This window comes from Streptomyces solitudinis, assembly GCF_036323765.1.
Lineage (GTDB): Bacteria > Actinomycetota > Actinomycetes > Streptomycetales > Streptomycetaceae > Streptomyces.
Map to the genome: position 1 here is coordinate 211,974 of NZ_JAZDCW010000008.1, position 26,810 is coordinate 238,783.

30 protein-coding genes are annotated in these 26,810 nt (G+C 75.1%); 19 read left to right on the forward strand and 11 right to left on the reverse strand.

All coding sequences use genetic code 11. The features are described 5' to 3' along the window. Window positions 1–96 precede the first annotated feature (96 nt). Window positions 97–309, reverse strand: a complete 213-nt coding sequence (locus V1J52_RS20875) for a hypothetical protein (RefSeq protein WP_330141448.1) — start codon at window positions 307–309, stop codon at window positions 97–99. Window positions 310–397: 88 nt separating this feature from the next. Then, a complete protein-coding gene (locus tag V1J52_RS20880) occupies window positions 398–1,645 on the reverse strand; it encodes an inorganic phosphate transporter (RefSeq protein ID WP_330141449.1) in 1,248 nt (415 codons plus the stop codon). A 370-nt stretch (window positions 1,646–2,015) separates the two neighbouring features. On the opposite strand from V1J52_RS20880, the gene V1J52_RS20885 reads away from it, so the two are divergent. The 11 genes from V1J52_RS20885 to amaP all read left to right on the forward strand — a co-directional run bounded on the left by V1J52_RS20885 (window position 2,016) and on the right by amaP (window position 11,581). After that, complete coding sequence (locus tag V1J52_RS20885; protein WP_330141450.1) at window positions 2,016–2,807, forward strand: class II aldolase/adducin family protein; 792 nt, start codon at window positions 2,016–2,018, stop codon at window positions 2,805–2,807. A 69-nt stretch (window positions 2,808–2,876) separates the two neighbouring features. Then, window positions 2,877–4,037, forward strand: coding sequence for an alpha/beta hydrolase (locus V1J52_RS20890; protein ID WP_330141451.1), 1,161 nt, complete (start codon window positions 2,877–2,879; stop codon window positions 4,035–4,037). A 103-nt stretch (window positions 4,038–4,140) separates the two neighbouring features. Then, on the forward strand, window positions 4,141–5,541 hold the full coding sequence (locus V1J52_RS20895; RefSeq protein ID WP_330141452.1) for a hypothetical protein: 1,401 nt from the start codon (window positions 4,141–4,143) through the stop codon (window positions 5,539–5,541). A 215-nt stretch (window positions 5,542–5,756) separates the two neighbouring features. Then, complete coding sequence (locus V1J52_RS20900; RefSeq protein ID WP_330141453.1) at window positions 5,757–7,355, forward strand: ABC-F family ATP-binding cassette domain-containing protein; 1,599 nt, start codon at window positions 5,757–5,759, stop codon at window positions 7,353–7,355. Window positions 7,356–7,752: 397 nt separating this feature from the next. After that, window positions 7,753–7,968 carry a helix-turn-helix domain-containing protein gene (locus V1J52_RS20905; protein WP_330141454.1) on the forward strand — a complete coding sequence of 72 codons (216 nt, stop codon included), beginning with the start codon at window positions 7,753–7,755 and terminating at the stop codon, window positions 7,966–7,968. 201 nt (window positions 7,969–8,169) lie between these two features. After that, a complete protein-coding gene (locus tag V1J52_RS20910; RefSeq protein ID WP_330141455.1) occupies window positions 8,170–8,949 on the forward strand; it encodes an enoyl-CoA hydratase/isomerase family protein in 780 nt (259 codons plus the stop codon). Between the two features lie 161 nt (window positions 8,950–9,110). Beyond that, window positions 9,111–9,602 (forward strand): Asp23/Gls24 family envelope stress response protein, encoded by a 492-nt coding sequence (locus V1J52_RS20915; protein WP_330141456.1) that lies wholly within the window; start codon window positions 9,111–9,113, stop codon window positions 9,600–9,602. 119 nt (window positions 9,603–9,721) lie between these two features. Then, on the forward strand, window positions 9,722–9,913 hold the full coding sequence (locus tag V1J52_RS20920) for a hypothetical protein (RefSeq protein WP_330141457.1): 192 nt from the start codon (window positions 9,722–9,724) through the stop codon (window positions 9,911–9,913). A gap of 3 nt (window positions 9,914–9,916) precedes the next feature. Beyond that, window positions 9,917–10,303 (forward strand): hypothetical protein, encoded by a 387-nt coding sequence (locus V1J52_RS20925; protein ID WP_330141458.1) that lies wholly within the window; start codon window positions 9,917–9,919, stop codon window positions 10,301–10,303. Further along, complete coding sequence (locus tag V1J52_RS20930; protein ID WP_330141459.1) at window positions 10,300–10,974, forward strand: DUF6286 domain-containing protein; 675 nt, start codon at window positions 10,300–10,302, stop codon at window positions 10,972–10,974. Before V1J52_RS20925 ends, V1J52_RS20930 begins: the two co-directional genes overlap by 4 nt. Window position 10,975: 1 nt before the next feature. Then, window positions 10,976–11,581, forward strand: coding sequence for an alkaline shock response membrane anchor protein AmaP (amaP, locus tag V1J52_RS20935; protein WP_330141460.1), 606 nt, complete (start codon window positions 10,976–10,978; stop codon window positions 11,579–11,581). A gap of 72 nt (window positions 11,582–11,653) precedes the next feature. Here the strand turns inward: amaP and V1J52_RS20940 are convergent, their stop codons facing one another. From V1J52_RS20940 to V1J52_RS20955, 4 genes are all read right to left on the reverse strand, one after another. Next, a complete protein-coding gene (locus V1J52_RS20940) occupies window positions 11,654–12,409 on the reverse strand; it encodes an SDR family oxidoreductase (RefSeq protein WP_330141461.1) in 756 nt (251 codons plus the stop codon). A gap of 5 nt (window positions 12,410–12,414) precedes the next feature. Continuing rightward, a complete protein-coding gene (locus tag V1J52_RS20945; protein ID WP_330141462.1) occupies window positions 12,415–13,257 on the reverse strand; it encodes an SURF1 family cytochrome oxidase biogenesis protein in 843 nt (280 codons plus the stop codon). A 76-nt stretch (window positions 13,258–13,333) separates the two neighbouring features. After that, the gene (locus tag V1J52_RS20950) at window positions 13,334–14,365 is read right to left on the reverse strand and encodes a DEDDh family exonuclease (RefSeq protein WP_330141463.1); all 1,032 of its coding nucleotides are present in this window, start codon (window positions 14,363–14,365) and stop codon (window positions 13,334–13,336) included. Between the two features lie 288 nt (window positions 14,366–14,653). Then, entirely contained in the window at window positions 14,654–16,177 is a 1,524-nt protein-coding gene (locus tag V1J52_RS20955) for a S8 family serine peptidase (RefSeq protein WP_330141464.1), read from the reverse strand. Between the two features lie 245 nt (window positions 16,178–16,422). On the opposite strand from V1J52_RS20955, the gene moaA reads away from it, so the two are divergent. Further along, window positions 16,423–17,412 carry a GTP 3',8-cyclase MoaA gene (moaA, locus tag V1J52_RS20960; RefSeq protein WP_330141465.1) on the forward strand — a complete coding sequence of 330 codons (990 nt, stop codon included), beginning with the start codon at window positions 16,423–16,425 and terminating at the stop codon, window positions 17,410–17,412. On the opposite strand, the gene V1J52_RS20965 is transcribed toward moaA, so the two are convergent. Both V1J52_RS20965 and V1J52_RS20970 read right to left on the reverse strand, forming a co-directional pair. Continuing rightward, window positions 17,395–17,643 (reverse strand): hypothetical protein, encoded by a 249-nt coding sequence (locus V1J52_RS20965; protein WP_330141466.1) that lies wholly within the window; start codon window positions 17,641–17,643, stop codon window positions 17,395–17,397. The two genes, moaA and V1J52_RS20965, sit on opposite strands and share 18 nt — an antisense overlap. 216 nt (window positions 17,644–17,859) lie before the next feature. Next, a complete protein-coding gene (locus tag V1J52_RS20970; RefSeq protein ID WP_330141467.1) occupies window positions 17,860–18,234 on the reverse strand; it encodes a DUF3099 domain-containing protein in 375 nt (124 codons plus the stop codon). A gap of 212 nt (window positions 18,235–18,446) precedes the next feature. Between V1J52_RS20970 and V1J52_RS20975 the strand changes: the two genes are divergently transcribed. Continuing rightward, entirely contained in the window at window positions 18,447–18,722 is a 276-nt protein-coding gene (locus V1J52_RS20975) for a GlsB/YeaQ/YmgE family stress response membrane protein (protein WP_330141468.1), read from the forward strand. A 101-nt stretch (window positions 18,723–18,823) separates the two neighbouring features. Here the strand turns inward: V1J52_RS20975 and V1J52_RS20980 are convergent, their stop codons facing one another. Together V1J52_RS20980 and V1J52_RS20985 are read right to left on the reverse strand one after the other, a co-directional pair. Further along, a complete protein-coding gene (locus V1J52_RS20980; protein ID WP_330141469.1) occupies window positions 18,824–20,224 on the reverse strand; it encodes a metallopeptidase TldD-related protein in 1,401 nt (466 codons plus the stop codon). After that, window positions 20,221–21,750 (reverse strand): TldD/PmbA family protein, encoded by a 1,530-nt coding sequence (locus V1J52_RS20985; protein WP_330141470.1) that lies wholly within the window; start codon window positions 21,748–21,750, stop codon window positions 20,221–20,223. Before V1J52_RS20985 ends, V1J52_RS20980 begins: the two co-directional genes overlap by 4 nt. Window positions 21,751–21,962: 212 nt before the next feature. Between V1J52_RS20985 and fabG the strand changes: the two genes are divergently transcribed. Beyond that, window positions 21,963–22,667, forward strand: a complete 705-nt coding sequence (gene fabG / locus V1J52_RS20990; RefSeq protein ID WP_330141471.1) for a 3-oxoacyl-[acyl-carrier-protein] reductase — start codon at window positions 21,963–21,965, stop codon at window positions 22,665–22,667. A 5-nt stretch (window positions 22,668–22,672) separates the two neighbouring features. After that, window positions 22,673–23,452, forward strand: a complete 780-nt coding sequence (gene fabI / locus V1J52_RS20995; RefSeq protein WP_330141472.1) for an enoyl-ACP reductase FabI — start codon at window positions 22,673–22,675, stop codon at window positions 23,450–23,452. Between the two features lie 141 nt (window positions 23,453–23,593). On the opposite strand, the gene V1J52_RS21000 is transcribed toward fabI, so the two are convergent. Next, on the reverse strand, window positions 23,594–24,268 hold the full coding sequence (locus V1J52_RS21000; protein ID WP_330141473.1) for a FadR/GntR family transcriptional regulator: 675 nt from the start codon (window positions 24,266–24,268) through the stop codon (window positions 23,594–23,596). A gap of 79 nt (window positions 24,269–24,347) precedes the next feature. Here V1J52_RS21000 and V1J52_RS21005 point away from each other — a divergent pair, with 79 nt between their 5' ends. The 4 genes from V1J52_RS21005 (at window position 24,348) to V1J52_RS21020 (ending at window position 26,741) form a co-directional block, all read left to right on the forward strand. Continuing rightward, entirely contained in the window at window positions 24,348–25,646 is a 1,299-nt protein-coding gene (locus V1J52_RS21005) for an MFS transporter (RefSeq protein ID WP_330141474.1), read from the forward strand. Between the two features lie 4 nt (window positions 25,647–25,650). Continuing rightward, window positions 25,651–25,767 carry an SGM_5486 family transporter-associated protein gene (locus V1J52_RS21010; protein WP_330141475.1) on the forward strand — a complete coding sequence of 39 codons (117 nt, stop codon included), beginning with the start codon at window positions 25,651–25,653 and terminating at the stop codon, window positions 25,765–25,767. 176 nt (window positions 25,768–25,943) lie between these two features. Next, entirely contained in the window at window positions 25,944–26,171 is a 228-nt protein-coding gene (locus V1J52_RS21015) for a hypothetical protein (RefSeq protein ID WP_330141476.1), read from the forward strand. 51 nt (window positions 26,172–26,222) lie between these two features. Beyond that, window positions 26,223–26,741, forward strand: a complete 519-nt coding sequence (locus V1J52_RS21020) for a SixA phosphatase family protein (protein ID WP_330141477.1) — start codon at window positions 26,223–26,225, stop codon at window positions 26,739–26,741. Window positions 26,742–26,810: the final 69 nt, after the last annotated feature.

The following is a 26,810-nucleotide window of genomic DNA, read 5'->3' on the forward strand; positions in this document are numbered from 1 at the left end:
GTGTGAGGTGGCACACGGCGCGGGCGTGCGCGGGCGCGCCGGTGAGGGGCACGGGCGCCGCCCGTGCCCCTCACCGGCTGCTGCGGGGTGCCGCGCTCAGGCGGCGATCGTGTAGATGCCGAAGGCGACGGCCGCGGCGCACGCCGCGTAGGCGGCGTAGGCGCCGGTGCGGGCGAGCACCGGGACGGTGCCGTCCGTCCTGCGGGCGGAGCCGCTGACGATGCCCAGGGTGAAGACGCCCACCAGGGCGACGGTCGCCAGCAGGCTGACGCCGAAGACCTGGCCGAGAGCTGCCCAGTCGATGTCCATCGGAAGTCACGTCCTCGGGTGTGCGGGGGGTCACGAGAAGGTCGGGGGTCTGCCGGGGCGGCCCGTGCGGGGGCCGTCCCGGCGGAGGTCAGGAGACGGCGGTGGGGGAGCGGTGCCCGGCGTCCCGCGCCTCGTCCTGTCCGGCCAGCGGGTCCCGTTCGTCGCGGGGGGCGCCGAGGGGCGGCGGGCTGACGGCCTGCACCGCGCTCGTCACCACGCCCGGGTCCTCCTGCGGCATGTCGTTCACGTTGTGGTGGCTGACGACCTCGCGCCGGGAGGCGGTCCAGATCGCGGCGCAGGCGGCCACGAAGAGGACGGCGACCACGGTGATGCCCCAGTCGCCCCGTTCGGCCAGCAGGGCGGCCAGCGCCGCCACCAGGCCCGCGGCCGGGAGCGTGAGCCCCCAGGCGGCGAACATGCGGTACGCGGTGTTCCAGCGCACCACACCGCCCTTGCGGCCGTACCCGGAGCCCATCACCGAGCCCGAGCAGACCTGGGTGGTGGACAGCGAGAAGCCGAGGTGCGAGGAGGCCAGGATGGTGACGGCCGAGCTGGTCTGTGCCGCGAAGCCCTGCGGCGCGTGGATGTCGGTGAGGCCCCGGCCCATGGTGCGGATGATGCGCCAGCCGCCCAGGTAGGTGCCCAGGGCGATCGCGATGCCGGCGGAGGCGATGACCCACATCGGCGGGTCGGCGTCGGCGCCGAGGACGCCGCCGGAGATCAGCGCGAGGGTCATCACGCCCATGGTCTTCTGCGCGTCGTTCGTACCGTGCGCGAGGGAGACCAGCGCGGCGGAGGTGATCTGCCCGGCGCGGTAGCCGTGCGAGGTCTTCTCCGGGTCCGCGCGGCGGGCCGCGCGGTAGGTGAGCCGGGTCGCCAGCATGGCGGCGACACCGGCGACGACCGGGGCGATGAACGCGGGGATCAGGACCTTGCTCAGCACGGCGTCCATGTGGACGGCCCCGATGCCGACGGAGGCGATCGTCGCCCCGATGAGACCGCCGAACAGCGCCATGGAGGAGCTGGAGGGCAGACCGGCGAGCCAGGTCAGCAGGTTCCACAGGATCGCGCCCACGAGACCCGCGAAGATCACTTCGGGCCTGATGCCGGACGTCTCGTCGATGATGCCCTTGGAGATGGTCGTGGCGACCTCGACGGACAGGAACGCCCCGACGAGGTTCAGGACCGCCGACATGGTCACCGCCGCCTTGGGCTTCATGGCCCCGGTGGAGATCGTGGTGGCCATCGCGTTGGCGGTGTCGTGGAAGCCGTTCGTAAAGTCGAACACCAGGGCCGTGACGATCACGATCCCGATCAGCAGCGTGAAGTGTTCCATTCACCCGGCAATCAGTTTGGCGGTCAGGTTGCGTCGTGAACCTAAGGATGTCGGGTAAACGGAAGGTGAACTGAGCAGGGCATCGGGGTGTCCCCCTGCGGGGAGCGCTGGGCGGCCCCCGTCCGCCCTGGTCGCAGTGGGGTGGAAGAAGCCCGGGAGACGCAGGTCACGGCGGAGGGGGACGGTCCGGCGCTAGGTTGACGCACCACGCACACGACGCCGCCGGGCAGGGCGGACTTTCCCGAACCGAGGCCGATCCGGAACCTTCGGCAGCGCCCGGTCCGGCTGCCTGGTCCGGCCGCCCGCGCCGCCCGGCGGGGCGGGCGGCACGCCCATCCGCGGCACGCCCATCCGGACGAAGGGACGGCACATGTCCGACGCGCAGCACCCCGGCCGGCACCCGGCACGGCCCGCGGACCCTCCGCCGGACGGGGACCGGCACACCGGGGCGGACGCGTCCCGCACTCCGGACGCGCCCCGCACTCCGGACCGGGGGACGGCCGCGGCCCTGCCGCCCGGCTGGGCCGAGACCTGGCGCGCCGTCGTCGCCACCGCCCGGCGCACCGTCGCCGACGGGCTGGTCACCGGTACCTCGGGCAACGTCTCGGCCCGCGTCGGCGACACCGTGCTGGTCACCCCGAGCGGCATCCCCTACGACCGGCTCGGCCCCGGCGACCTGTGCGCGGTCACCCTGGACGGCCGGCCCGCCGCCGGGCACCGGGTGCCCACCAGCGAACTCCCCCTGCACCTCGCGGTCTACCGGCACACCGACGCCGCCGCCGTCGTGCACACCCACGCCGTGCACGCCACCGCCGTCTCCACCCTGGTGGACGAACTGCCCGCCGTGCACTACATGGCCGCCGCGCTCGGCGGCCCGGTGCGGGTCGCCCCGTACGCCCGCTACGGCACCGCCGAGCTGGCCGGCCACGTGCTGGCGGCCCTGCGCGGACGCAGCGGCTGTCTGCTGCGCAACCACGGCACGGTCGTGTACGGCCGGGACCTGGAGCAGGCCCTGGACCGGACCGCGCAGCTGGAGTGGATGTGCCGCGTGTGGCTCGCCGCGGCCTCCGTGCCCGGTGGCCGTCCCGCGCTGCTTCCGCCCGGGGAACTGGACGCCGTCGCGGAACGGCTGCGCGGCTACGGACAGCCGCCGACGGCGTGAACCGGCCCCGTCACCCGTCCGGGGACGCCCACTGGCCGACTGCCGGGCGGTACCCGCACACTGGACGGGATGCGAACGGGAACCGCGGCGGCCGTAGCCGCCTCCACGACCGTGCTGGGTGCCGGGGCCGCCGTGGCGGTCGGCCGGTACGCGGCGGGAGCCGCCCTGAAGACCGGCCGGTCGGTGCCGCCCGGCTTCGACGGGCCGATGCTGACCGTGCACTCCACCGCCGCCGGCCAGATCACGCTGACGCGCTCGCTGGACTCCCTCCTGCCCGGGACCTACGGGCTGACGGGCTCGGGCTGCCACGCCGTCGTCGGCAACGTGCTGGAGGCCGGGTTCGAGCCCGGCGGGCCGCCGCCCGGCACCCCCCCGGGTTCGGCGGACACCGTCGTGCGGCGCCTGGTACGGGTCACCGAGGGCAGCCTGCGCCCCGGCACCCGGGTCCGGCTCACCCCGCAGATCCACACCGGCGCCCCCGACGAGGCGCTCGGCCTGGACTGCTCCGACATCCGGGTGCCCGGCGAGCTGGGTGCGCTGCCCTGCTGGTTCGTGCCCGGCGCCCGCGACACCTGGGTCATCGCCGTGCACGGCATGGGCACCACGCGCGAGCACCCCGTGGCCGCCATGCCGTTCCTGCACCGGATGCAGTTCCCCGTCCTGTCCCTCGGCTACCGGGGCGACGCGGGCGCGCCGCCCGCGCCCTGCGGCGTCGGGCACTTCGGCGACTCCGAGTGGCGGGACGTGGACGCGGCGCTGCGCCACGCCGTGCGGGAGGGTGCCGAACGCGTCGTGCTGTTCGGCTGGTCCACCGGCGCCACCATGGCCCTGTACACCGCCGCCCGCTCCGAGCTGCGCGGCCACATCGCCGGACTCGTCCTGGACTCGCCCGTCCTGGACTGGCGCGGCACCCTGCGCGCGCTGGCCGCCCGCCGCGCGCCCGGCCCGCTGCTCCCGCTGGCCGTGCGCGCCGCACAGGGCCGCGCCGGGCTGTGCCCCGAGCGGCTGGACGAGGCGGCCGACCCCGGGCTGCTCGCGGTGCCCACGCTGATCCTGCACGGCCCCGGCGACACGATCGCCTCCTACGACGCGTCCTGCACCTACGCCGCCGGGCGCCCGGACCTCGTCGGCGTGCGCGAGGTCCGGCACGGGCGGCACGCGGGCTCCTGGAACGCCGACCCCGTGGGCTGCGAGGAGGCCCTGCGCCGCTTCCTCACCCCGCTGGTGTGAGCGCCGCCGTCCCGCTGCACCGGGCGGGTCCGGAACCCGGTTCATCTGCACCGCGACGGCGGCGGTTTGGGCTTTTCGGGGCTCAGCAGGAAGACTGCACCCCGTGACGTCCCGTATCCCGCGAGACAAAAGGCTGAGCATCGTCCCCGGGCAGGCCCTGGCCACGGCCCGCCGTTCCGTCGCCGTCCGGCGCTCCCGCCCCGCGCCCCGGCCACCCGCCTCCCTGGCGCCCCGTGAGGAGCTGGCCCGCCAGGCGAGGGCCGCGCTGGGCGACGCCGTGCGCCTGGCGCGCTGGGCCGCCGCGAGCGGCCTCTCCCCGGCCGCCGAGACCGAACGGGCCGCCGCCGACACGCGGGTGCCCGCCGGGCAGCTGCTCGTCCACTGGGACCGGGCCCGGCTGGCGGGCCTCGTCGAGCTCCACGCGGGCACGGTCGGGGCCGGGTGGCGGCTGCGGGCCTGGGACAGGGACGACTCCGCCGTGCTGCGCGGCTGGGTCGCCCTCTTCGACGCCTGGTCGCTGGCCTGCCCCGCACCGCCGTCCACCGACGACGCCGGACTGATCGGCGACGTCGTCATCGCGGCGCCGCAGCTCCTGTCGGTGATGCACCTCTCCTCGGGGCCGGTCACCGAACCCGCCCTGCTGGAGCTGCTCGAACAGCGCATCGCCGAGCTGCGCGACGAACGGGCCGGGGCCGCCCCGGGCGACGACGCCAACGGCGCGGTCCCAGCCGGGGTACCGGCGCCCCGGGAGCTGGGCGAACTGCTCGGCTGGGCCCTGGACGGGCTCGCCGCCGTCGGCGCGCTGACCCGCTGTGCGGGCACCGGGCCCGGGGAGCCGCCGGGCCAGGCCGTCCTGACGCCGCTGGGCAACTGGGCGGTGTGGGTCAAACTGGAGCAGATCTGCGTGGCCGCGCTCAGCCCGGTCGGCAACATCGAGCAGCCGGCGGCCGACATGCTGCGCGGCTGCGCCCGGCTCTCCCCGGGACCCGCCCGTGACGAGTACCGCGCCTGGCTCGCCGCCCGGCCCACCGGTCCCGCCGTGACCGAACTGCTGGCGGCGGCCCGGGGCGAGGACGCCCTGATCCGGGCGCTCGCCTTCGAGGCGCTGCGCGTGGTGGGCACCCCGGCCGAGCCCGCCGTGCGCGCCGTCACCGGGGAGGCGGCGCTGCGGCCCTACGCGCTGCTGTGGCTCGCCGAGCAGGAGGGCGCCGACCCGGAGGACCTGGCGGGCGGGGCGCCCGGGGTCCTCACCCGCGCGGAGGCCGCCTGGCTGTGGGTGGACACCGCCGCCGCCGTCGCCGACCACGGCGAGAGCCAGCTCCTGGTGGACCACCTGGAGTCGGCCGTCCACGAGTCGGTGCCCCGGTTCCTGGAGGAGGTGCGTGCCACCGGGCACCCACGCACCGTCCAGGTGCTCGTTGCCCTGGCCGCCGCCCACCCGGACCCGGCCCTGGCCCGCGCGGTGCGCCGGGCCGCCTTCCAGGTGCACGCGGGCGGCGCCTGAACCGGCCGTGCCCCGCCCCCGCCGGTGCGGTGGCGGGGCCCCGCCACCGCGCGGACGGTCCGCCGCGGCGCGCCGGTAGACTGGCCCGCATGGCAACTCCTTACGTGCATTAGCAGTCGACGTACGTCCGCCGCCTGCCGCCCGTCCGCCGCGGACGCCCGGCACGCGCACCGCAGCCCGCCAGCCCGTACGTACGTCCTGTCCAGGAGTTCTCCGTGATCACCGTTTCCGGCCTAGAGCTGCGCGCCGGCGCCCGCGTCCTCATCGAGTCGGCCAGCTTCCGCATCGCCCGCGGCGACCGCATCGGCCTCGTCGGCCGCAACGGCGCGGGCAAGACGACGCTCACCAAGTGCCTCGCCGGGGAGGGCGTCCCCGCCGCCGGCCACATCACCCGCACCGGCGAGGTCGGCTACCTTCCGCAGGACCCGCGCACCGGCGACCTCGACACCCTCGCCCGCGACCGCATCCTCTCCGCCCGCGGCCTGGACACCGTCATCCGCCGGATGCGGGAGAACGAGGAGCGCATGGCGGGCGGCAAGGGCGCCACCCGCGAACGCGCGATGAAGAAGTACGAGCGGCTGGAGACGGAGTTCCTCACCAAGGGCGGCTACGCCGCCGAGGCGGAGGCCGCCACCATCGCCGCGAGCCTCGGACTGCCCGACCGGGTGCTCGGCCAGCCGCTGCACACCCTCTCCGGCGGCCAGCGCCGCCGCGTCGAGCTGGCGCGCATCCTGTTCTCGGACGCCGACATCCTGCTGCTGGACGAGCCGACCAACCACCTCGACGCCGACTCCGTGGTCTGGCTGCGCGACTTCCTGAAGACCTACCGCGGCGGCCTCGTGGTCATCTCCCACGACATCAACCTGGTGGAGACGGTCGTCAACAAGGTCTTCTACCTGGACGCCAACCGGTCGCAGATCGACCAGTACAACATGGGCTGGAAGCAGTACCTCACCCAGCGCGAGGCCGACGAGAAGCGCCGCAAGCGGGAGCGCGCGAACGCCGAGAAGAAGGCCGCCGCCCTCAACACCCAGGCCGACAAGATGCGCGCCAAGGCCACCAAGGCCGTCGCCGCGCAGAACATGGCGCGCCGCGCCGAGAAACTCCTCGCGGGCCTGGAGGAGGAGCGCCAGTCGGACAAGGTCGCCAAGCTGCGCTTCCCCGACCCCGCGCCCTGCGGCAGGACGCCGCTGACCGCCGAGGGCCTGTCCAAGTCCTACGGCTCGCTGGAGATCTTCACCGACGTGGACCTGGCGGTCGACCGCGGCTCCCGCGTGGTCATCCTCGGCCTCAACGGCGCCGGGAAGACGACGCTCCTGCGGCTCCTGGCGGGCATCGAGGAGCCGGACACCGGCGCGGTCGTCCCCGGGCACGGTCTCAAGCTCGGCTACTACGCGCAGGAGCACGAGACGCTTGACCCCGGGCGCACGGTGCTGGAGAACATGCGCTCGGCGGCGCCCGACATGGACCTGGTGCAGATCCGCAAGGTCCTGGGCTCCTTCCTCTTCTCCGGTGACGACGTGGACAAGCCCGCCGGGGTCCTCTCCGGCGGGGAGAAGACCCGGCTCGCGCTGGCGACGCTCGTCGTCTCCTCCGCCAACGTCCTGCTGCTGGACGAGCCCACGAACAACCTCGACCCGGCCAGCCGCGAGGAGATCCTCGGCGCCCTGCGCACCTTCTCCGGCGCGGTGGTGCTGGTGACGCACGACGAGGGGGCCGTGGACGCGCTCCAGCCCGAACGCATCATCCTGCTCCCCGACGGCGTCGAGGACCTGTGGGGCGCCGACTACGCGGACCTGGTCGCCCTCGCCTGACGGACGGCGGGTGTTCGCCGTCCGTTCCCGCAGCCGTCACCCGGGGCCTTCCGGGGGCCGTCCGGCGGAGCGGCGTGGACGCAAGATCCTTCATCTGAGTGAGGGCGGCTCGTACCGCGGCCCCCGCACCGCCCGGGCCCGGGCGGTGCGCCGGAGTGCGGGCACGTCCCGCCGCCCCGCCCGCCGCCCCGCCCGAAGCCCCCGCTGACCTGCCCGTTCTCACCCGCTTCCGGGGGAGCGCACGCCCCGGAAGCGCCCGCCCCGCCGCCCCCGTCACCCCGCGCCCGCGACGACGGCCGCGCGAAGCGGTCGCACTGACCTTGCCGAATGGGTGGCCAGAAGGACCGGAAGGGGTGATCATGAGAACTCAGAGCGCACTTCCCATGAGGAGGCACGGGTGACCGAGACTCTGAAGAAGGGCAGCCGGGTGACCGGCGCCGCGCGCGAGGAACTCGCGGCGGACCTCAAGAAGAAATACGACTCAGGTGCGAGCATCCGGGCGCTGGCCGAGGAGACCGGCCGTTCCTACGGGTTCGTGCACCGCATGCTCAGCGAGGCCGGCGTGACCCTGCGCGGGCGCGGCGGGGCGACGCGGGGCAAGAAGGCCGGCTAGGGACGTCTCCCGGGCCGGGCCGCGGCGTCCGCCACGCCGTTCGCCGCGGCCCTCTCCGGCACGCTCCGGCCGCCGCGCCGCGCCGGAGGCGGGCTTCGCGGCGCGGTGCGCCCCGGGGCCCGCGCCACCCGGCCGCTCCGCCCTCGCAGCCGGTGGTTACCCTGCAGTCACTTCACTGCGGTCAAGCCACCGGAGGGCCTCATGACTCTGCTCGACCAGGACGGTGTGCGGCTCACCGTCGACGACGCCGTGGCCACGGTCACCCTCGCCAACCCGGACAAGCGCAACGCCCAGTCCCCGGCGATGTGGCGGGCGGTCACCGAGGCGGGCCGCCTGGTGCCCGGCAGCGTCCGGGTGGTGGTGCTGCGCGGCGAGGGGCCGTCCTTCTCCGCGGGGCTGGACCGGCGGGCGTTCACCCCCGAGGGCTTCGACGGGGAGCCCACCTTCCTCGACATGGCCCGGGGCCCGGCCGAGGAGCTGGACGCGACGATCGCCGGGTACCAGGAGGCGTTCACCTGGTGGCGGCGGACCGACCTCATCTCCGTCGCCGCCGTGCAGGGGCACGCCATCGGCGCGGGGTTCCAGCTCGCCCTCGCCTGCGACCTGCGCGTCTGCGCGGACGACGTGCAGTTCGCCATGCGCGAGACGAGCCTCGGGCTCGTGCCCGACCTCACCGGCACCCATCCGCTGGTGCACCTGGTCGGCTACGCCCGCGCGCTGGAGATCTGCGCGACCGGCCGCTTCGTGCACGCCGCCGAGGCCGAACGCACGGGAATCGCGAACCTGGTGGTGCCGCGCGCCGAGCTGGAGGCGGCGACCGCCGACCTGGCGGCGGCCCTGCTGGCGGCGCCCCGGGACGCCGTCATCGAGACGAAGGCCCTGCTGCGCGGCGCCGTCGCCCGCGACTACGAGGAGCAGCGCGCGGCCGAGCGGGCCGGGCAGGCCCGGCGGCTGCGCGACCTCGCGGGGCTCGGCGAGTAGCCCGCCGGCGCCCCGGCGGCCTCCCACCGGCCCGGACGGATGCCCCTTCCCCCGTTCAGCGGCGCATCAGGCGGGTACGCGGTCATTCCAGCCTTAGGGTGAACGCGGAGCGGGGGAGGCCCGTCCGCCTCCCCGGGCTCTTTCCGAAAGGGGTGAAGGCCATGACCGAGACCACGTCCTCCGCAGGCAGCACGGTGAGCCAGCCCGGCCAGGGTGCCGGCAAGACGCTCGGCAGCCGCGGTGCCTCGGGCGATCCGGCGTCCCGGGGCAAGACCACCATCGCCGACGGGGTGGTGGCCAAGATCGCCGGGATGGCGGCCCGGGAGGTGGAAGGCGTCCACGCGATGGGCGGCGGACTCTCCCGCACGTTCGGCGCGGTGCGCGACCGGGTGCCCGGCGGCAGCAAGTCCGTCACGCGCGGGGTGAAGGCCGAGGTCGGCGAGGTGCAGGCCGCGCTCGACCTGGAGATCGTCGTCGAGTACGGCGTGCCGATCGCGGACGTGGCGGGCGAGGTGCGCGCGAGCGTGATCGAATCCGTCGAGCGGATGACGGGGCTGGAGGTCGTCGAGGTCAACATCGCCGTCAGCGACGTCAAACTGCCCGACGAGCCGGACGAGGACGAGGAGGAGCCGGAGCAGCCGAGGCTGCGGTGACGGTCCTCCCGGCTCGTCCCGGCCTTCCCGGCGCCCCCGGGCCTGCCGGGCGGGCCCGGCCCCTCCGGATACGACCTCTCCGGTTTCCCCGTGTGCAGTGAGCGACTGAGGAGCACAGGATGAGTATGGCTGTCGTCGGCTTGATCGCCGGAATGGCGCTGGGCTTCGCCGGGTACTTCGGCGGCTTCGGTGCCTTCCTCCTGGTGGCCGCGCTGGGCGCGGTGGGCTTCGTCGTCGGCCGGTTCGCCGACGGCGACCTGGAACCGGGAGAGTTCTTCCACACCCGGGGCCGCAGCGACCGGCGGCGGTGAGCGGTGGAGCTCGAAGCCGTTCCCGCCGCCGAACGCGGTGCCACCCACGTCACCGACCGGGTGATCGCCAAGATCGCCGCCCAGGCCGCCCACGAGGCGCTGCACCCCGCCGGCGCCCCGGCGGGCACCGGCGGCGGACGGGCGCAGCACGCCACGGTCGCCCGCCGCACCGGGCCCGGACCCGGCGGTGAGCCGGGCGAGGCCCGGCTGCGGGTCTCCGTGGAGCTGCCCTACCCGAGCGACATCGGTGCCCAGTGCGGGGCCGTGCGCCGCCGGGTGACGGGCCGCGTCCAGGAACTGGCCGGTTTCACCGTGCCGGAAGTGGCCGTGGACGTCGAGCGGCTCACCTCGCCGCACCTGGCGAGGGACACCGGCGGGAGGGTCAGGTGAGCCAGGAGTCCGCCCGCCACGTACCCACCCTGGACACCGGAGAGCCCGCCACCCGGCCGGGAGCCACCGCGGACCCCGCCGCCGAAGGCACCGGGTTCGCGCCCGGCCCCAAGGCCTCGGGCGCGGACGCGGGCCGGACCGGGCGCTTCTGGTCGGCGCGGCGCGTGCCCGCCGCCCTGGTGGCCCTCCTCGGCCTCGCCGCCGCCGGCCTGCTGCTCTACGAACTGGCCGCCACCCGCGTCGGCGGGTCCGCCGCGCGGTGGCGCCGCGAGGTGGCCGACGACCTGGCCACCCGGCAGCTCGACGACGCCTGGGTGATCGCCGGTGCCGTGCTGGCCGCCCTGCTCGGGCTGTGGCTGCTGCTGCTCGCCCTCACACCGGGCCTGCGCCACCTGCTGACGATGCGCGGCGCGCCGGGGCTGCGGGCCGGTCTCGACCGCCGGGCCGCGGCCCTCGTGCTGCGCGACGAGGCCACCCGGGTCCCCGGCGTGCGGCACGCCCGGGTGAAGGTGCGCCGCCGCAAGGCGAAGGTGCGCGCGACGGCGCACTTCCGCGACGTCGACGACGTCCGCGACGATCTCGTCGGCGTGCTCGCCGACACCGTCGCCGACCTCGGGCTCGCCCGGCAGCCGAAGCTGTCGGTGCGGGTCGACCGTCCGGACAAGGGCTGAGGTGATCGCTGTGCTGAGGACCGTCAACCGGGTGCTGCTCGCGCTGACCGGGCTGGCCCTGCTGGGGCTCGGCCTCGCCGCGCTCGCCGCGGCCTTCGACCTGTACGGACGCGTCGGCGTCACCCCGCCGGACGGCTACGCCTGGCGCAGCCCCGACGAGGTGCTGCTCACCGCGGCCGACCGCACGCAGTGGCGCGCGGAGGACTGGTGGTGGCCGGTCGTCTTCGCCGTGCTCGGACTGCTCGTCCTCCTCGCCCTGTGGTGGCTGGTCGCCCAGCTCCGCTCCCGGCGCCTGGGCACGGTCCGGGTGGACACCGGGGACGGCGCCGGGGCCCGGGTGCGCGGCGCCGCGCTGGAGGACGCGATGGCCGCCGAGGCGGAGGACCAGCACGGCGTCGGCCGGGCCCGGGTCACGCTGACCGGCCGGCGCGGCTCCCCGCGGGCCCGCGTCGGCCTGCTGCTGGAGCCGGAGGCGCGGCCGGCCCGGGTCGTCAGGGAGCTGCGCGCGCGGGCGCTGGAGCACGCCAGGACGTCGGCGGGGCTGGCCGCGCTGCCCGCGCAGGTGCGGCTGCGGGCGTCCCGGCACCGCGCCGAACGCCTGGACTGACCCGGGCCCACCGCACCCGGCCGGAACCGGCCCGCGCACCCGGCGGCCCCAGCGGCCGCCGGGTGCGTGCCGTCAGAAGCGGTGCTGGGCCCCGCCGTCCACCGGCAGCATCGTGCCGGTGAGGTAGGATGCGGCGGGCGACAGCAGGAACGCCGCCGCCCGGCCGAACTCCTCGGGCGTGCCGTAGCGGCCCAGCGGGATGGCCGCGCACTGGCGTTCCCGCGCCGCGTCGGCGTCCCCCGACAGCGCGTCCAGCTCCCGCACCCGGTCGGTGTCCACGCGCGACGGCAGCAGCCCGACCACGCGGATGCCGCGCGGCCCCAGCTCCAGCGACAGCGATTTGGCGAAGCCGGCCAGGCCCGGACGCAGCCCGTTGGAGACCGTGAGCCCCGGGATCGGCTCGGCCACCGAACCGGAGAGCACGAATCCGATCACGCCGCCCTCGCCGAGCCGGGAGGCCGCCGTGCGGGCCAGCCGCACCGCTCCGAGGAACACCGAGTCGAACGCCCGCTGCCACTGCTCGTCGGTGACCGACTCCGTCGTCCCCGCGGGCGGGCCGCCCACGCTGACCAGCACGCCGTCGAAGCGGCCGAAGTGCGTCACGGCCGCGTCCACGAGCCGTCCGGGGGTGTCCGGGTCCGCGTTGTCGGCGGCCACGCCCACGGCGCCCGCGCCCAGCTCCGCCGCCGCGGCCGCGACGCTCTCGCCGTCGCGTCCGGTCACGATCACCCGTGCGCCGTCGTTCACCAGTTCCCGCGCGGTGGCGAGCCCGAGCCCGCGGGTGCCGCCGGTGACGAGGTACGCCCTGTCCTTGAGCCCAAGATCCATGGGGGTCAGTCTGCCGTGCCGGGGGCCCCCGCCGCGAGGGCCGGGGCCCTTCCCGCGGTCCCGGCCGACGGCCCGTCCCCGTCCCGCGCGGCGCGGGCCCGGTCGCGCAGCTCCCGGCGCACCAGGACCACCCAGCCGACGGGCACGGCCGCGGTGAACAGCCACCACTGGACGGCGTAGGCCAGGTGCGCACCGACGCCGCTGTGGTCGGGCTCGGGGATCTGCTGGGCGAGCCGGCCGGCGGGCGGCTGCGGACGGGTGCCGGTGAGTTCCAGGTAGCCGTGCAGCACCGGGCGGCCGATCTCCCGCGCCCGCTGCTCGCTGTTGATGAGCATGACCTGCCGGTCGGGCAGGCCGCCGCGGACCTTGATGCCGGTGGAGGCGGTCGTCTCGTCGGGCAGCAGCCGTCCGGTCACCGTCACCGTGCCGCCGGGCGCCTTCGGCACCTCGGGGTAGGTCGTCTGGTCGCCGGGGGCCGGTACCCAGCCCCGGTTCACCAGGACGGCGGAACCGTCCTCGCGGACGAGGGGGGTCAGCACGAAGTAGCCGATCTCCCGGCCGTCGGCGGCCGTGCGGCGGCGCACGACGACCTCGTGTGCGCTGTCGTAGGTGCCGGTGGCGGTGACCGGGCGGTACCGGTCCTCGTCGGCGGGCGGGCGGGCGGTGCCGGTCAGCTCGGCGACCGGTACGGGGTCGGCCGCCAGGCTCGCGGCGGTCGCCTCGTTGTGCGCGACCCGCGCCTGGTGCCGGTGCAGCTGCCAGAAACCCAGCTCGGTCATCACCGGGACGAGCGCGAGGGCGAGGAGGGTGAGGATCACCCACTGCCGGGACAACAGGAAGCGGTACACGCCTGTCGACGGTACCCGCCCCGGCCGCGCCGGGTGCCGGTGGGGCACCCGCCGGGGAGCGCCCGGCCGGCGCGGCTCAGCCGCCGGGGGCGGGCGTGACGTCCTGGAGGAGCTGGGTGAAGGCGGCCTCGTCGATCACCGGGGTGCCGTAGGCGTGGGCGCGGGCGAGCTTGGAGGTGGCCGACTCCGGGTCGTTGGTCACGACGAGGCTGGTGAGCCGCGAGACGCTGGTGGCGATGTGCAGGCCCGCCTCGACGGCGCGGTCCTCCAGCAGCTCGCGCTCGGTGAAGGTGTCCCCGGAGATCGCCACCCGCATGCCCTGCACCAGCGTGCCGCCCGGCTCATAGCGGCCCGGGTTGGGGTAGGGGCAGGCGGGGCGCCGGCGGGACGGGCGCCACCCGGCCGGTCCGTGTCCCCCGGCCCCGCCGCTGCGCGCCGGGCTGCCGCCGAAGGACGTCTGGGTCCACTCGGTCAGCGGGCGGCAGGCCAGCAGCGGCAGCCGGAGGCCGTCCTGCGCCGCCCGGTGCAGGCTGGGCCGGAACGTCTCGGCGAGCACCCGGGCGTCGTCGAGCGCGTGGTGCGCCCGCTCCTGCACGACGCCGTAGTGCGCGGCCAGCGACTCCAGTTTGTGGTTGGGCAGCGGCAGCGCCAGCTCCTTGGCGAGCGCTATGGTGCACAGCCGCTGCCGCACCGGCGGGGTGCGGCGCACCCGCGCGTACTCGCGGGCGATCATCATCCAGTCGAAGACGGCGTTGTGCGCGACCAGCACCCGCCCGTCCAGCCGGGCCGCGAACTCCTCGGCGATGTCCGCGAAGAGCGGGGCGCCGGCGAGCATGTCGCTGGTCAGCCCGTGGATCCAGGTGGGTCCCGGATCGCGCTGCGGGTTGACGGGGGAGTACCAGTGGTCCTCCACCTCGCCGCGGGCGTCGAGGCGGTAGACCGCGGCCGAGACGACGCGGTCGTCCCGGGCCAGGCCCGTCGTCTCCACGTCCACCACGGCGTAGCCGTCCGGGTAGCCGGACGGCCAGGAGAACTCGGCGGCGTGCTGCTGCGCGGGGATCTGCGGGGCGGCCGCCACCCGGTCGTGTGCCGTCTGGTCTTCGAGCATGGTCACAGAGGATACGGGCCATGACTGACAGCACCGCCCGCCGGCCGCCGGGCAAGGACCGCTGCGCGGCGGGCGGCTGACGCCCGTTTACCTCACGCTCGCCGCTTTGGTCCCGCTTGTCCGTCCGGGGGCGCGTTCCCGGCGCTGGGGCGTGCGCGCTCCGGCCCCGTCCGGCCGCGCGCCGGGCAGGTCCCGGGCACGCGGAAGGGGGCCGGACGGACTGCCCGGCCCCCTTCCGCCGCATGGGCCGCCGCCGCGCGCGGTGGCGGTGTCACGCGTGGGCGTGCGTCACTTCACGGCCGCGAGGGCGTCCACGATGCCGTAGCCGTAGAAGCTGTTGATGTGCTGCGTACCGGTGCACTCGGCCGCGTACCGGCCGTCGCCGCTCGGGTCGAACTCGCCCTCGGGGCACGGGGTGCTGACGGCCTGTGCCTTCAGGCGCCAGGCCAGTTCCTGCGGCGTCACGTACGGGTCCTGGCTCTTGATGAGCGCGGCCACGCCCGCCACGTAGGGACCGGCCATCGAGGTGCCCTGGAGGAAGGCGTACTCCCCGTCGGGCATCGTGGACAGCACGCCGCCGTTCTTGGCCGGGGCCTCGGGGATCTGGTAGCGCGAGTCGCCGCCGGGGGCCGCGACGTCGATCTGCCCGAGACCGTGGTTGGAGAAGTACGACTTGACGCCGTGCGAGCCCGTGGAGGCGACGGAGGTCACGCCGCTGAGCTGCGTGGGCATGTCGGGGCACACGCTGGGGTCGATGGTCCGCTCCACGGGCGTGGAGTCGTTCGGGCTGGAGTCGTCGGTGATCTCGTTGGCGAGGTCGTAGTTGGAGTTGCCCGCCGAGGTGATGTGGGCGACGCCCTGGCGCTGGGAGTACGTGATGGCCCGCGAGACGGCGTCCACGAGAGCGCCCTGGTCGGCGTCGTCCCGGCAGGCGAACATCCACGGGTCGATGTAGTAGCTGTTGTTGGTGATCTCCACGCCGTTCTCGGCGGCGAACATGAAGGCGCAGACGACGGCCTCGGTGTAGAAGAGGCTCGTGCCCGGCTCACTCACCTTGATGGAGGAGACCTGCACCCCGGGGGCCGCGCCGGCGACGCCGATGCCGTTGCGCGGGGCCGCCACGATGCCCGCGACGTGGGTGCCGTGGTAGCTGCCGTCGGGGTAGGGGCGCCAGGCTCCGGGGGAGGTGTCGGCGACGCCGCCCACGCAGTTGGCCGACTGCCCGGCGGAGAAGTTGGGCGCGAGGTCGGGGTGGGTGTCGTCCACACCGGTGTCGATGACGGCGACGGTGACGTTCCGGCTGCCCTCGGTGATCTTGTGCGCCTCGTCGGCCTTGATCTGCGGCAGCGGCCACTGGAGTGACTCCAGCGGCTCGTTCGTCACACCGGCGGCCTGGGCGCTCTTGAAGAGCTGCCGCGGTTCCTTGACGTACGTCGGCTCGCCGACGTCGGTGGTGGCCGCGGACTCCAGCGGCGCGGTGCGGGTGGCGCCGGCCGAGTCGATGCCGCGGGCCGCGCGGACCTCCGCGCCGAAGTCCGGGTTCGTGGAGTGCGCGACGATGACGCCGATCTCCTCGTAGGCGGTGACGACGGTGCCGTCCGCCTTCTTGATGGCCTTCTTGGCCTTCTTGACGGCCTTCTTGGAGGCGTCGGTGTTCACCACGTAGGACAGCCGCGGGCCGTCCTCGGCGGCCGGCTTCCCCTTAGCGAGCGCCGTGCTCGCACCGGGCATCAGCCCGAGTGAGACGGTCAGGGCCACTCCGGCGGGTACCGCGAGCAGACGCCGCCGTCTGGACAGGGGGCTCAGTGCCATGGGGTCTCCATGTTCGTTCGTCAACGGTCGGGCGGGGAACCACCGTCCGGTAAACGGTCCTGGCCGTTCGGGGGCCGGTTCGGTGGGAAGCTATCGCCGTCGGACACCGGGCGGCAATGATTCTGTAGGACCAGCATCAGAACTTAACTCCCCGTGTGCGACCCGTAACATCAACGATCTGTTGAATGACGGGGGGCTCACGTACGCTGCGAGCAAGGGCACAACCGTCGGAGGGCTTGACGCGCATGCTGATCGACACATACGACCGGGTGGCCACCGACCTGCGGGTCTCCCTGACCGACCGGTGCAACCTCCGCTGCACCTACTGCATGCCCGAGGAGGGCCTGCAGTGGCTCGCCAAGCCCGAGCTGCTCACGGACGACGAGATCGTCCGCCTGGTCCGCATCGCCGTCACCGAGCTGGGCGTCACCGACGTCCGCTTCACCGGCGGTGAGCCGCTGCTGCGCCCCGGCCTCGTCTCCGTCGTCGCACGCTGCGCCGCCCTCACCCCGCGCCCCCGGCTCTCCCTGACCACCAACGGCATCGGACTGGAACGCACCGCCGCGGCGCTGGCCGAGGCCGGGCTCGACCGCGTCAACGTCTCCCTGGACACCCTCGACGCCGAGGTCTTCCAGCGGATGACGCGCCGCAAGCGCCACGGCGACGTCCTGCGCGGCCTCGCCGCGGCCCAGGCGGCCGGGCTCGCCCCCGTCAAGGTCAACGCCGTCCTCATGCCCGGCCTCAACGACACCGAGGCCCCCGGTCTCCTCGCCTGGGCCCTGGAACACGACTACGAACTGCGGTTCATCGAGCAGATGCCGCTGGACGCCCAGCACGGCTGGACGCGCGAGGGCATGATCACCGCCGGGGACATCCTCGCCGCCCTGCGCACCCGCTTCACGCTCACCCCCGAGGGCGAGGAGCGCCGAGGCTCGGCGCCCGCCGAACGGTGGCTCGTCGACGGCGGCCCCCAGCGCGTCGGGGTCATCGCCTCCGTCACCCGCCCCTTCTGCCGGGCCTGCGACCGCACCCGGCTCACCGCCGACGGCCAGGTGCGCACCTGCCTGTTCGCCACCGAGGAGTCCGACCTGCGCGGCGCGCTGCGCTCGGGCGCCGACGACGCGACGGTCGCCGGACTGTGGCGCACGGCGATGTGGGGCAAGAAGGCCGGAGCCGGGATCGACGACCCCTCCTTCATCCAGCCCGACCGCCCGATGTCAGCGATCGGCGGCTGACCCCGTGGGCCCGGCCGCGTCCGGGCCGCCCTCCCACCGCGCCAGCGTCACCACGTCCTTGAGGAAACCGCGCACCCCGAGGAACTGCGACAGGTGCTCGCGGTGCTCGTCGCAGGCCAGCCACGTCTTGCGGCGGTCGGGGGTGTGCAGCTTGGGGTTGTTCCAGGCCAGCACCCACACGGCGGGCGCCCGGCACCCCTTGGCGGAACAGATCGGCGCGTCCTCGGTCACCCGGCCATCCAAACACGGGCCCGCCGCGCGTGACGACGCCGGGCAGCCACGGGGGGAGCTGCCCGGCGTCGATCGCTCGCTCCGACGGGGGATACGGAGCGAGCGATACGAAGTATGGCACGCAAGGGCTTCGCTGGTGACCCGAACGCCATGATTGATCTGAGCTTTTCGCGGGCTTGACAGCCCCCTTGCGCAAACGCCCCTCCGGCCCGCCGGTCAGCCCCGGTCCGCGTGCCCGGGGCCGGGCCGCGCGGCCGCCGGAGCCTCGCGGCCCACCGCCGGACCGGGCGCGGAACCGAGCGCGGGACGCGGCGGGGCGGGCAGCGCCGTGGACGGCAGGCCGGGCGCGTTCTCCCGGCCCGCGTTGGCGATGACCACCGCGACGTAGGGCAGGAGCGCGCCGAGCACCAGCGTCACCACGGCCAGCGGGCGCTGCACGTCCCACAGCACCACCGTCAGCAGGACGGACAGGGTGCGCACCAGCATGGAGATCACGTAGCGCCGCTGCCGGGCCCGCACATCATCGGTCAGCCCCTGCCGGGCCCCGGTGATCCGGAACACCTCGGAGCCGTGCTGCCGCCTACGCCACATGCCGCACCACCTGATCACGCCGCCCGCGGCCGCACTCCGGCGCGCCCGCTTCCACCTGCCCCCGTCCCTCCACGGTACGCCCCGCCGCACCGGGCCGGCGGACGGGGCGCGGCCCGCCGCCGTCACCCGTTCGGCCGCGCACCGGGTGAGCCCGCGGCCCGGACGTGCGCACCCTGGAAGCGACCGTCCACAGCGCCGCACTAGGAGGCGACATGAGTTGGTTGTGGGCAATCATCATCGGCCTGATTCTGGGTGTGCTGGCCCGCGCGATCCTTCCCGGCAAGCAGGACATCCCCATCTGGCTGACGATCATCCTCGGTATCCTCGGCAGCCTCCTCGGCAACGCCGTGGCGGGCTGGATCGGAGTGGACAACACCGACGGCATCGACTGGATCAGGCACCTGCTGCAACTGGCGGGCGCCGTTCTCCTCGTGGCCATCGGCGCCCCGCTGTGGGCGTCGATCAAACGCGGCAGCCGATCACACTAGCGGTGGCGGCCGCAGCGAGGCGGTGCGGGCCGGGAGCCACACTCCCGGCCCGCACCGCGCCGCCGTGCCGTGGGCCGCCGCGCGCCCGGCCCGCGCGCGGGTCACACGCCCCGGCTGACGGAACTCATGTTGAAGTCCGGCACGCGCAGCGGCGGCATCGCGGCACGGGTGAACCAGTCCGACCACTCGCGCGGCAGCGTCCGCTCGGTGCGCCCGGCCTCCGTCGCCCGGGACAGCAGGCCGACGGGGGACTCGTTGAAGCGGAAGTTGTTCACCGCCCCCGTCACCTCGCCCTTCTCCACGAGGTACACCCCGTCCCGGGTGAGCCCCGTGAGCAGCAGTGTGGCCGGGTCCACCTCGCGGATGTACCACAGGCAGGTCAGCAGCAGCGCGGGCCCGTCGTGCCCGGAGGCGGCCACCATCTCCGGGAGCGATCGGTCCCCGCCGCCGTCCAGGACGAGGTTGTCCACGGGAGGCGTCAGCGGCAGCCCGGTCAGCCGCGCCGAGTGCCGGGTGGTGAGCAGGTGCTCCAGCCTGCCCTCGCGCACCCAGTCGGTCGCCGCCAGCGGCAGACCGTTGTCGAAGACGGAGGCGTCGTCCCCCGAGGAGTGCGCGATGACGAACGGCGCGGCCTGGAGGCCGGGGGCGTGCGGGTCGCTGCGCAGGGTCAGCGGCAGCTCCGTCAGCCGCTCGCCGACGCGGGTGCCGCCGCCCGGTGCGCTGAACACCGTGCGGCCGTCGGCGGCGTCCCGGGCGGCGGAGGACCACATCTGGTAGATGAGCAGGTCCGCGACGGCCGTGGACGGCAGCAGCGTCTCGTACCGCCCGGCCGGCAGCTCCACCCGCCGCCGCGACCAGTCCAGCCGCCGGGCCAGCTCGGCGTCGAGCACGGCCGGGTCCACGTCCCCGAAGTCCCGCGTGGCCCGCCCGGCCCAGGCCGATCCGGTGCCGTCGGCGGTCTTCGCGTTCAGCTCCAGCGTCCCCGTGGGCTGGTCGTGCCGCAGCCGCAGGCCCGTGGAGGTGCCCAGGTACGTCGAGACGACCGTGTGGTGCGCGAAGCCGTACAGGCCGCGCCCGTCCGCGCGGGCCGCGGCGAAGCACTCGCCCAGCGCCGGGGCGAACGTGCCGAACACCTCGGCGGAGGTCTCGGCGGCCGGTGCCGTGAAGTCCGCCGACTCCGGCCGGCCGGTCACCAGCGGCTGGGCGTCCTCGGCCGGTCCCGCCGTGCGGGCCGCCGCCTCGGCCGCCCGCACCAGCGGCTCCAGCTCCCCGCCGGTCACCCCGGAGCGCGAGACCACCCCGGACGCGGTGCCGCGCGCCCCGTCCACCGTGGCGACGACGGTGAGGGCGCGGCCGCGGGTGACGCCGTTGGTGGTCAGCGCGTTCCCCGCCCAGCGCAGGTTGGCCGACGACGTCTCCTCGGCGATGACGACGCAGCCGTCGGCCCGGGACAGCGCGAGGGCCCGCTCGACGATCTCGTGCGGTGCGGTGGGCTTGCTCATCGGCCGGCCTCCTGGGCGGTGTTGAGGATGGTGACGCCGCGGAACAGCGCCGAGGGGCAGCCGTGGGAGACGGCCGCGACCTGGCCCGGCTGGGCCTTGCCGCAGTTGAAGGCGCCGCCGAGCACGTACGTGCCGGGCCCGCCGACCGCCGTCATGGACCCCCAGAAGTCCGTGGTCGTCGCCTGGTAGGCGACGTCGCGCAGCTGGCCCGCCAGGCGGCCGTCCCGGATGCGGTAGAACCGCTGCCCGGTGAACTGGAAGTTGCGGCGCTGCATGTCGATGGACCACGAGCGGTCCCCGACGACGTAGATCCCGCGCTCGACGCCGCCGATCAGCTCCCGCGTGGACGGCCCGTCCGGCGCGGGCCGCAGCGAGACGTTCGCCATGCGCTGCACCGGCACGTGCGCGGGGGAGTCGGCGTACGCGCAGCCGTTGGAGCGGCCCAGCCCGGTCAGGCGGGCGATGCGGCGGTCGAGCTGGTACCCGACCAGCACCCCGTCCCGCACCAGGTCCCAGGACTGGGCCGCCACGCCCTCGTCGTCGTACCCGACGGTGGCCAGTCCGTGCTCGGCCGTGCGGTCCCCGGTGACGTTCATCAGCCCGGAGCCGTAGCGCAGGGTGCCCAGCTGGTCGAACGTGGCGAAGGAGGTGCCCGCGTACGCCGCCTCGTACCCCAGGGCCCGGTCCAGCTCGGTGGCGTGCCCCACGGACTCGTGGATGGTCAGCCACAGGTTCGACGGGTCCACGACGAGGTCGTAGGCGCCCGGCTCGACCGCGGGCGCCGCCATCTTCTCCGCCAGGTGCTCCGGCAGGGCGGCCAGCTCCGCGTCCCAGTCCCAGCCGGTGCCCGTCAGGTACTCCCAGCCCCGGCCCACCGGCGGGGCGAGCGTGCGCACCGAGTCGAACGCGCCGGAGTCCGCGACCGCCACGGCCGTGAGCTGCGGGTGCACCCGCACCCGCTGCTGAGTGGTGACGGTCCCCGCCGTGTCGGCGTAGAACTTGTTCTCCTGCACCGCCATCAGCGACGCGTCCACGTGGGCCACGCCCGCGGCGGCCAGCAGCCGCTCGCTCCACGCGGTGAGCAGCGCCGTCTTCTCGCCGTCCGGCACCGCGAACGGGTTGACGTCGTAGGCCGACACCCACGTGCGTTCGCCGTGCGAGGGCTCCGGCGCCAGCTCCACCCGCTCCCGGGAGCCGGCCGCAGCGATCACCCGGGCCGACAGCTTCGCCATGGCGACGGCCTGCCCGGCCACGCGCGCCGCGGCGTCCGCCGTCAGGTCCACCCCGGAGGCGAAGCCCCAGGCCCCGCCGTGCACCACGCGCACCGCGTACCCGGAGTCGGTGGTGTCCGAGGTGCCCGACACCCGCGCGTCCCGCAGCCGCCACGAGGCGCTGCGCACCCGCTCGCAGCGGAAGTCGGCGTGCTCGGCGCCCAGCGCCCTGGCCCGCGCGAGCGCCGCGTCGGCCAGGTGCCGCAGGGGCAGCGCGGTGAAGCTCTCGTCGACAAAGCCGTTCGTCCGTGGCAAGGCAGCCTCCCGAGGTCGGCAACCGATCATGCCGTCTCGTGGCGGCTTTTCCCACCCGGCCGGGGCCGCGTCACTCTGTAGGAATCCCACAGGGGGCCGTCGGGGGCCCTGTGGGCGTCCGAGTCCGCCCGGCGGGGCGGGGACCGATAGTTTGCATGGTGCACCGCTGTTCGCAGCACGAACGCAGCACGACACACTAAGAAGGTGGTCCTTTGAGCCGCTCGGTTCTCGTCACCGGAGGAAACCGCGGCATCGGCCTCGCCATCGCCCGGGCGCTCGCCGAGGCGGGTGACAAGGTCGCCGTCACCTACCGCTCCGGGGAGCCGCCGGCGGGCTTCCTCGCCGTGAAGTGCGACATCACCGAACCCGAGCAGGTGGAGCAGGCGTACAAGGAGATCGAGGAGAAGCAGGGACCGGTCCGGGTTCTGGTCGCCAACGCCGGGGTGACCCGGGACCAGCTTCTGCTGCGCATGTCCGAGGAGGACTTCGCCGCGGTGCTCGACACCAACCTCACCGGCACGTTCCGGGTCGTGAAGCGCGCGGCGCGCGGGATGCTCCGGGCCCGGGCGGGACGCATCGTCCTGATCTCCTCGGTCGTCGGGCTGCTGGGCTCGGCCGGACAGGCCAACTACGCGGCGTCCAAGGCGGGGCTCGTCGGCTTCGGCCGCTCCCTCGCCCGCGAGCTGGGCTCCCGTGGCATCACCTGCAACGTCGTCGCGCCGGGCTTCGTCGACACCGACATGACCCGGGCGCTGAGCGACGAGCAGCGCGAGGCCATCACCGGGCAGGTGCCGCTGGGCCGCTACGCCGAGCCGGACGAGATCGCCGCCGCGGTGCGCTTCCTGGCCTCCGAGGAGGCCGCGTACATCACTGGAGCCGTCATTCCCGTTGACGGCGGATTGGGCATGGGGCACTGAACGCTATGAGTGGACTTCTCGCCGGCAAGCGCATCGTCGTCACCGGGGTGCTCACCGACGCCTCGATCGCCTTCCACGTCGCCCGGCTCGCCCAGGAGGAGGGCGCCGAGGTGGTGCTCACCGGTTTCGGGCGCCTCACCCTGGTGCAGCGGATCGCCCGGCGGCTGCCGAAGGAGGCGCCCGTCATCGAGCTGGACGTGCAGAACCAGGAGCACCTGGACACCCTCGCCGCCCGGGTCACCGAGCACCTGGGGGCCGGGGTGGGCCTGGACGGCGTCGTGCACTCCATCGGCTTCGCGCCGCAGGACGCCCTCGGCGGCAACTTCCTCAACACCGGCTGGGAGTCGGTCGCCACCGCCGTCGAGGTGTCCGCCTACTCGCTCAAGTCGCTCACGATGGCGCTGCTGCCGCTGCTGTCGCAGCGCGGCGGCTCGGTCGTCGGCATGGACTTCGACGCGCAGGTGGCCTGGCCGAAGTACGACTGGATGGGCGTGGCCAAGGCCGCGCTGGAGTCCACCTCGCGCTACCTGGCCCGCGACCTCGGCCCGAAGAACGTCCGCTGCAACCTCGTCTCCGCCGGGCCGATCAAGTCGATGGCCGCCAAGTCGATCCCCGGCTTCGAGGAGCTGGCGGACGTGTGGAACACCCGCGCCCCGATCGGCTGGGACCTCGCCGACCCGGAGCCGGCCGCGCGCGGCGTCGTCGCCCTGCTGTCGGACTGGTTCCCGAAGACGACCGGCGAGATCGTGCACGTCGACGGCGGCGTGCACATGATGGGCGCCTGACCGCCCGGCACGTCCCGGCGTGCGGGGCGGGCGCGCCCCGCACGCCGCCGCGGGGCGCGCCCGCGTCGGCCCGACGGCGCGTCGGCCCGACCGCGCGTCGGCCCGGCACGGCGCGGGCCGCCACGGTGCGGACGCGCCGGTTCAGCGGGCCGCGGTGTGGCAGTGGGCGGTGTACGACGCCGCCTCCCGGGCCGCCGCCTCCCCGTCCCCGGCCTCGATCGCGTCGATCATCCGCGCGTGGTCCAGGTGGTTCTCCGGGCGCAGCTCCCCGCCCACGTCCGAGCGCAGGTACGCGCGCAGGACGGCGCCGAGGTCGGAGTAGAGCGCGGTCAGCACCTCGTTGTGCGAGGCCGCCACCACCGCCAGGTGCAGCGTCGCGTCGGCCTGGACGAACCGCTCCACCTCGCCGGACGCCCACGCCGCCTCGCGCCGCTCCAGCAGGCCGCGCAACTGCGCCACGTCCTGCGCCGTGCGCCGCGTGGCCGCCAGCCGCGCCCCCTCCGCCTCCAGCGTCCCGCGCACCTCCGCGACGTGCCGGGGGTCGGCCTGCGCGAAGCGCCGGTGCATGACGCCGGCCAGCTCGCTGGTGGCCACCACGTACGTGCCCGAGCCCTGCCGGATGTCCAGCAGCCCGTTGTGCGCCAGCGCCCGGATCGCCTCGCGCACGGTGTTGCGGGCCACGCCGAGCTGCGCGACGAGTTCGGGCTCGGTCGGGATGCGCGAGCCCACTGGCCACTCGCCGGTGGTGATCTGGCCGCGCAGGGCGTCGATCACCTGGTCGGCGAGCGCGGAGCGGCGGGGGGAGTTCAGCGGCATGGCTCTCCTGGCGGACCGGTCGGGGGCGGACCGGCGGAACGGTCGAGGACATTCATCCGATGATTCTATGATGGGCGGCATGGCTCAGGAAGACCGGCTCGCCCTCGACGCGCCCGCACCGCCCCAAGGCCCCGCCCGCCCCGGCCACCGCGCGGTGGCGGCCTCGCCCTGGACGCTCCGCCTGGTCGCCGCCGGGCTCGTGCTCGCCGCCCTCAACCTGCGCCCCGCCGTCTCCGGACTCGGCCCCCTGCTGGAGGAGGTCCGCACCGCCCTCCACATGAGCGGAACCGTCGCCGGGCTGCTCACCTCCGTGCCGTCGCTGTGCTTCGCCGTCTTCGGCGGCCTCGCCCCGCGGCTGGCCCGCCGCTTCGGACCGGCCGCCGTCGTCCTGGCGGGCATGGCCGCCGTCACCGCCGGACTGGCCCTGCGCCCCCTGGCGGGCGGCACCGCCGTCTTCCTGCTCACCACCGCGCTGGCCCTCGGCGGCATAGCGGTCAGCAACGTCCTCATGCCGGTCATCGTCAAGCGCTGGTTCCCGGGCCGCGTCGGCACCATGACCGGCCTCTACTCCATGGCGCTCTCCCTGGGCACCGCGGCCGCCGCAGCCCTCACGGTCCCCGCCCTGCGGGCGCTGAACGGGGACTGGCGCACCGGGCTCGGCCTGTGGGCCGCCCTGGCCGCGCTCGCCGTCGTCCCCTGGGCCGCCGTACTGCTGCGGGACCGCGCCGGCCGGCACGCCCGGCCGGGCGGACCCGCCGAGCGGGCCGCGGCCCGCCCCGGCGTCCCGGTCCGCGTCACCCGCTCCACGACCGCCTGGGCGCTCGGCTGCTTCTTCGGCCTCCAGGCCACCGCCGCCTACGTCATCCTCGGCTGGCTGCCGCAGATCTTCCGCGACGCGGGCCTGCCCGCGTCCACGGCCGGGGTACTGCTCGCCGTCACCATGGGCCTCGGCGTCCCGCTGTCCTTCGTGCTGCCCCGCGTCGCCGCCCGGCTCAGCCACCAGGGGCCGCTGGTCGTCCTCCTCGGGCTCTGCGGCCTCGGCGGCTACGCCGGGCTCTGGATCGCCCCCGCCGCGGGCGCCTGGGCCTGGGCCGTCCTGCTCGGCGTCTCCAACTGCGCCTTCCCGCTGGTCCTCACCATGATCGGGATGCGCTCGCGCACCAGCACGGGCGTCGGCCAGCTCTCCGCGTTCGTGCAGGGCACCGGCTACCTCATCTCCATCCCCGGACCGCTGCTGGTGGGCGTCCTGCACGAGCGGAGCGACGGCTGGCACGCCCCGCTCGCCCTGATGGCCGCCCTCATGGCCGTCCAGCTCGGCGTCGGGCTCCTCGCCGGGCGGAACCGGTACGTCGAGGACGACGCCGGAGTGGGACACTGAGGGCATGCCCGTGCTCGAACCCAACCCCGGCAACGGTCAGCGCAAGCTGCTCCTCGTCTTCGGCGCGATGATCGGCGTCTGCGTCGTCATCGGCGTGATCGCCTCCATCGCCGCCCCCTGACCCCGCCCCCTGACCTGCCGCGCCCCGAGCCGCCCCGGGGCCGGGGTGGGGTTGTCCCCACCTCCCCTAGGGGGCGCGGTTCAGGGGCGGGTGGGTGGCTTCCCGGGTAGGCCCCGCCCCGCGTCGTCCGTAGCGTCGGGCCCACGATGCCGACGCCACGGACGAAAGGCGAGCCGATGACCGCCGCCCGCGCCCACGCCCGCACCCGATCCCGGCGCTCCGCGGCCGGTGAGACGGGCCCGCGCCTGCGCTGGTGGGCGCTGCCCCTGCCCGTCACCGTCTTCGCCGCGCTCCTGACCCTGCTGCTGTTCGGCGGCGGTGAGGCCAGTGCGGGAACGGCCGGGCAACTCGGCCCCGCCGTCGCCGCCCTGTGGGAGGAACTCCGGCACCTGCTGGGCGCCTGAGCGCGGCCAACGCCCCGCGCCCTACGGCGCGTTTCGTGGGAAGCTGAAGCCATGAGCGTCGATCAGCCCCGCAGGATGGTCCTACTCCGACACGCAAAAGCCGACTGGCCCGAGGTGGCCGACCACGAGCGTCCGCTCGCGGAGCGAGGCCGCAAGGACGCCCCGGCCGCCGGTGACTGGCTGGCCGCCCAGGGCATCAGTCCCGACCTCACCCTGTGCTCCACCGCCACCCGCGCCCGCGAGACCTGGAAGCTCGCCGTCCCGCAGCTCCCCAGGCGGCCGAGGACGGTCTACGAGGAGCGCCTCTACGACGCCTCGCCCGGCGAGCTGATCGCCGTGGTCAACGAGGTGCCCGACGACGTCCGCGAACTGCTGCTCGTCGCCCACAACCCCGGCATGCAGGGGCTGGCCGAGGTGCTGGCCGGGTCGGCGGACGAGGAGGTGGGGCGGCGGATGGCCGAGCGCGGCTTCCCCACCTCCGCGATGGCCGTCCTGACCGTGCCGGGACCGTGGAAGTCGGTGGAGCCCGGCGCCGCCCGGCTGACGGATTTCTGGGCGCCGCACGCCTGAGCCCAAGGGCGCCGGACGGGCGCGGGCGCACGGCCCCGCCCGTCCTGGCGCACGCGTGGCGGCCGCCGT